The 5,100-nt window shown below is 70.5% G+C and carries 4 protein-coding genes; 1 reads left to right on the plus strand and 3 read right to left on the minus strand.

Features of this window, described 5'->3' with window-relative positions; genetic code table 11:
- Positions 1-28: 28 nt before the first annotated feature.
- The 3 genes from ACFCV8_RS35350 to ACFCV8_RS35360 form a co-directional block, all read right to left on the minus strand.
- A complete protein-coding gene (locus tag ACFCV8_RS35350; protein ID WP_376689638.1) occupies positions 29-1,243 on the minus strand; it encodes a cytochrome P450 in 1,215 nt (404 codons plus the stop codon).
- 51 nt (positions 1,244-1,294) lie between these two features.
- Positions 1,295-1,750 (minus strand): DUF1330 domain-containing protein, encoded by a 456-nt coding sequence (locus ACFCV8_RS35355; protein ID WP_376689639.1) that lies wholly within the window; start codon positions 1,748-1,750, stop codon positions 1,295-1,297.
- Positions 1,751-1,854: 104 nt separating this feature from the next.
- On the minus strand, positions 1,855-3,030 hold the full coding sequence (locus ACFCV8_RS35360; protein ID WP_376689640.1) for a cytochrome P450: 1,176 nt from the start codon (positions 3,028-3,030) through the stop codon (positions 1,855-1,857).
- Positions 3,031-3,528: 498 nt separating this feature from the next.
- Here ACFCV8_RS35360 and ACFCV8_RS35365 point away from each other — a divergent pair, with 498 nt between their 5' ends.
- A complete protein-coding gene (locus ACFCV8_RS35365) occupies positions 3,529-4,983 on the plus strand; it encodes an MFS transporter (protein WP_376689641.1) in 1,455 nt (484 codons plus the stop codon).
- Positions 4,984-5,100 lie beyond the last annotated feature (117 nt).

A 5,100-nucleotide genomic window follows, 5' to 3' on the forward strand; every position in this document is an offset into this window, starting at 1 on the left:
GGCCCTGCCACGGCCGGTGCGGCGGACTTCACCACCGTACGGGCAGCTCCCGCACGCCTCGAAGGAGCATGCCCGGGACCCAGGTGAGGGTGGCCGGGTCCGCGTCGGCGGCGAGGGCGGGGCAGCGTTCCAGCAGGGTGCGGATCGCCGTGCGGCCTTCGAGGCGGCCGAGGGGGGCGCCGAGGCAGTGGTGCAGGCCGTGGCCGAAGGCGATGTGGCCGCTGGTCTCGCGGCGGATGTCGAAGCTGTCGGGGGCGTCGAAGCGGGCGGCGTCGCGGTCGGCGGCCGCCAGGACGATGCGGACCGTGGATCCGGCGGGGACGAGGGTGCCGGCCAGGGTGATGTCCTGCAGGGCCAGGCGTTCCTGGGCGGATTCCACGGGGCCGTCGTAGCGCAGGATCTCTTCGATCGCGTTGTCGATGAGGGTCGGGTCCTCCTGGAGGACGGCGAGCTGGTCGGGGTGGGCGAGCAGGGCGCGGGTGCCGTTGCCGATGAGGTTGACGGTGGTCTCGTGGCCGGCGATGAGCAACAGGCTGCACATGCCGATGAGTTCGTCGGGCGAGAGCCGGTCGCCGTCCCCGTCGACCGTGTGGATCAGTGCGCTGAGCAGGTCGTCGCCGGGGGCGGCGCGCTTGGCGTCGATGAGGCGGGGCAGGTAGGCGGCTTGTTCGGTGTACGCGCCGGCTTCGGCTTCCGGGCTGGTGGGGGCCAGGATCTCGTTGGACCAGCGGTGGAAGGACGTCCGGTCGAGTTCGGGTACGCCGAGGAGTTCGCAGATGACGGTCATGGCGAGCGGCAGGGCGAGCTCGGCCACGAGGTCGGCCCTCCGCCTGCCGCCGGCCGTCATGTCGTCGAGGAGGCTGTCGGTGATCTCCTGTACGCGGGGGGCGAGGCCGTCGATGCGGCGGCTGGTGAACTCCCGTGTCACCAGCCGCCGCAGACGGGTGTGGTCGGGCGGGTCGGAGAGCGCCATGTGGGCGAGGCTCGGGTCGTCCGGAGCGGCGTTGACGATCTGGCTCATGTCGCCCGAGTTGCGCCAGTCGCGGCTGAGCCGCGGGTCCGTGAGGGCCGCGCGGCAGGCCTCGTGTCCGACCACGAGGTAGACCTCCGGGCCGTCCGGAGGCCGCACGTGGTGGACCGGGCCCTGTGCGCGCAGCTTCTCGTACACCGGGTAGGGGTCACGGGTGAAGTTTGCGCTGAGCCGCAGGAGGTCGATGGTCCGTCCGGCGCGTCTGGCACACATGGGTTCGCGTCTGCTCTCTGTGGTCGGTCTCTCGTGCGGGCCGGGCGGCGGTCAGGTGAGCGGCGTGGTCCCGGGGGCGCCGGCCAGGATTCCCTGGCGCATGGCGGCCGCCGCTCCGCTGGCGTCGTAGCCGGGCGGGCAGCCCTCGATGACGATCAGTTCGCCGTCCACGTGGCGGCGGCGCAGGGGCATGATCTTCTGGTATTCGGGCGAGTTGTACCAGCCGTGGGCATGCGCCGTGTCGGGGAAGCCGAGGATGACGGCGTAGCCCACCCAGACGCCTTCGAGGGTCTCGACCTCTTTGCCGTGGGAGAGGATGTGCCCTCCGAAGGGGGTCATCGTCGCCAGCAGCCGGTCCATGTAGTCGGCCAGGTCTTCCTGGGGCTGTCCGGGGAAGGCCATGCGGGCGACGACGTAGGCGTCGATGTCGCCGCCCACGGATCCGGGCAGGGCCTCGGGCGGCCGGGTGCTCGTCCGTGCGGCCGGCGCGTTGTCCTGTGTGGTCATGAGCTGGTTTCTCCTACCGCTCGGTCGGTGCCGGTCGGGTCACGGCGAGGTGGGGGTGCGGCAGCGCCCGGCGTCCCGCGCCGGGCACCGGAAGGGTGGTGCGGTTACCAGGTCACCGGGAGGTGTTCGACGCCGTAGACGAGGCTCTGGTGGCGGAACGGCAGGTCCTCGGGGCTGCCGACCAGGCTCAGGTCGGGGAAGCGGGCGATGAGCGAGGTGATGGCTATCTCGACCTCGCGGCGGGCGAGGGGGGCGCCGGGGCACAGGTGGGTGCCGAATCCGAAGGAGACGTGCCGGTTCTCGCCGCGGTCGAGGGAGAAGTCGGCGGGGTCGGGGAAGACCCGCTCGTCGTGGTTGGCGGAGGGGAGGACGAGGACCACCAGTTCACCCACGGACATCTGCACGCCGGCGAATTCCATGTCCTGGTCGACGACGCGCAGGATGTTGTCCTGGGAGACGGACCAGAAGCGCAGCGACTCCTCGACGAACGCGGTGATGCGCTGCGGGTCCTCGATCAGCTGCTTGCGGATGTCGGGCCTGGTCATGAGGGTGAGAGCGCTGAGCGTGATCTGGCTGGTGGTGGTCTCGTATCCCGCGACGAGCAGGAAGCGGATCATGGAGAGGAGGTCGTCCTTGGTGATCTCCCCGGTCCGCATCCGGTCGACGATGAGGCGGCTGGTCAGGTCGTCCTGCGGCTCGCGCTCCTTCTTCTCGATGAGCAGTTCCAGGTAGTCGTTCATCTCCCGGTAGGCGGCCCACGACTCCTCGGGCTTGTCCAGGGTGAGGATCTTGCGGCTCTGCACGGCGAAGGTCCGGTAGTCCTCCTGCGGTACGCCGAGCAGCATGGCGATCACCTGGGTGGGCACCGGCAGGCAGAACTCGGAGTAGAGGTCGGCCGGGCGCGGGAGCCCTCCGAGTCGGTCGAGCAGTCCGTCGACGAGGTTCTGGATGCGGGGGCGCCAGTCCTTGATGCGGCGGGCGGTGAACTCCGTCATCACCATGTGGCGGAGCCTGCCGTGTTCCGGATCGTCCATCCGCCAGAAGGTGTTGAGGTTGCGGTCGTCGGGCAGCTGCGTGCGGGCGTGCCCCATCTTGTCGTCGTCGGAGCTGAACCGGGGGTCGTTCAGGGCGGTCCGGACGTCGTCGTAGCTGGTGAGCAGCCAGGCCCAGCCGCCGTCGGGGAGGTTCGCCCTGGAGGGCGGGTTCTTCCGGAGCCCGGAGTACTCGGCGGGCGGGGCCATCGGGCACTGACGGGGCATTGGCCAGGCGAGGTTCGCCATGATCACACGTCCTTGGATGCGTAGCCGGTCCTGAGCGGCCGACCGTACGTATCCGTTATGACGCCCGGCTGACCTCTGGCTGACATGGGCCGGGGTGGTCACGGGGGGTGTGCCGGGTGTCCGGGCCCCGCCTCCCGCGTTCCTGCGGCGGACAGGGGCCGCAGGGGGCGCAAGAGGGCGGACAGTGGGACGCGAGCAGCTCTCGAGCGGGCCTTGAGCGGCCTCTGTCACAGTGATGTCCGGTGGTGTCCGGAGCCTCGCGCGACCGGTCGGCGCCCTGACGTAAATCGTGAGCCGGCAAGGAGTGCGCGTGAGTGACGGCGAGAACGTCGTCCAGGCGTCCGCTGCTTCCTCGACAGGGTGCCTGCCAGCGCCTGGGCCCGACCCATGGCACGGGTGGCAGCACCGGGCGGATTCCCGCGATCGGGGGTCTGCCGCTTGTTGTCCGTGCGCAACGACACAGCACAACAGCCGACATTCCCCACAAGGAGCATCACGATGACTACGGACGCCAGGTCCGACGCCCGGATCGAAGCGGAGGTGACGTTACCGGCCGGTGGGAGAAGTCCCGGCTGGGGTGCGCTGGCCATCGTGATGGTGGGCACCTTCATCACCGTCCTCGACTACTTCATCACCAACGTCGCCGTGCCCACCATCCAGGTCGATCTGCGGGCCAATCACGCCCAGTCGCAGCTGGTCATCATCGGCTACGGGGTGGCCTTCACCTCGGCCATGATCACCGGTGGCCGGCTCGGTGACCTCTACGGCAGACGGCGCATGTTCTCGCTGGGCATGCTGGGCTTCACCATCGCCTCCGGGCTGTGCGCGGTGGCGCAGAGCCCGGAGGCGCTGATCGCCTTCCGGGTACTGCAGGGCGCCGCCGCCGCGCTGATGGTTCCGCAGGTCCTCGGCATCATCGGGGTCGTCTACACCGGGGCCGCCAGGGCCCGCGCCTTCGTCGTGTACGGCCTGGTGATCGGTCTCGCCGGGGTCTTCGGCCAGGTCATCGGCGGTGTCCTGATCTCGGTGGACGTGGCCGGGCTGGACTGGCGGACCATCTTCCTGATCAACCTGCCGGTCGGTGTCGTGGCGCTCGCCCTGACTCCGCGGCTGATCCCCGAGTCCCGTGGCGAGGAGGGCGGCCGGCTCGACCTGGTCGGCGCGCTCCTCTCGACGGCGGCACTGGTGGCCATCGTGTACTCGCTCGTGCAGGGCCAGGAGGAGGGCTGGCCGCTGTGGAGCTGGTTGCTGCTCGCGGCCTCGGTGCCGCTGGGTGCCCTGTTCGTCGCCCAGCAGAGGAGCCGTACCCGGCGGGATCTCAGCCCGCTGATCAACATGGGGCTGTTCCGCAGCCGTTCGTTCTCGGTCGGGCTCGTCGGCATGCTGACGTACTTCCTGGCCATGGGCTCGTTCTTCTTCCTGCTCGCGCTCTATCTGCAGCAGGGCAGGGGCCTGTCGCCCGCGGAGGCCGGTCTCGTCTTCCTCACGCTCGGTGCCGGGTACTTCGGTTCGTCGCTGCTGTCCACGAAACTGGCCGCGCGGCTGGGCCCCGGCCTGTACGCGGCGGGCCCGCTGACGCTGGCCGTCGGTTACGTGCTGTCGGGGCTGACCGCGTCCTGGATCGGCACCGACGGCCACATCCTCTGGATCGTCCCGCCGCTGATCATCGCCGGCATCGGGATGGGCATGACCACGGGCCCGCTGACCGGTGCGGTCCTCGCGGGCGCCGACCCGCAGTACGCCGCCGCGGCCTCCGGTGTCACCAACACCGTGCAGGAGGGTGCGGTCGCCATCGGTGTGGCCCTCGTGGGTGCCGTCTTCTTCCCGGCGCTCGATGCCGGGGCGCCGGCCGACTATCCGCACGCCTTCGACATGGGGCTGATCCCCCTGGTGGCGTTCTGTCTCGCCGCCAGCGTGATCGTGCGGTTCATGCAGCCGCGGGCGAAGCAGTGAGGACGTACCGCCGCGGCTGAGCCGTGCGGCGTGCGAGGGCCGGACCGGCACACCTGCCGGTGCGGCCCTCGGAGCTTTTCCGGACCCGGGCCGGGCGCCGCCGCGTCCGGCCCGGGT

Origin of the sequence: Streptomyces sp. NPDC056347, assembly GCF_042262625.1 — a bacterium.
Lineage (GTDB): Bacteria > Actinomycetota > Actinomycetes > Streptomycetales > Streptomycetaceae > Streptomyces.

What these genes read in the sequence shown, in the direction of transcription:
- ACFCV8_RS35350 (WP_376689638.1), bottom strand. Translation starts at nt 1,243, where the DNA reads ATGTGTGCCAGACGCGCCGGACGGACCATCGACCTCCTGCGGCTCAGC.
- ACFCV8_RS35355 (WP_376689639.1), bottom strand. Translation starts at nt 1,750, where the DNA reads ATGACCACACAGGACAACGCGCCGGCCGCACGGACGAGCACCCGGCCG.
- ACFCV8_RS35360 (WP_376689640.1), bottom strand. Translation starts at nt 3,030, where the DNA reads ATGGCGAACCTCGCCTGGCCAATGCCCCGTCAGTGCCCGATGGCCCCG.
- ACFCV8_RS35365 (WP_376689641.1), top strand. Translation starts at nt 3,529, where the DNA reads ATGACTACGGACGCCAGGTCCGACGCCCGGATCGAAGCGGAGGTGACG.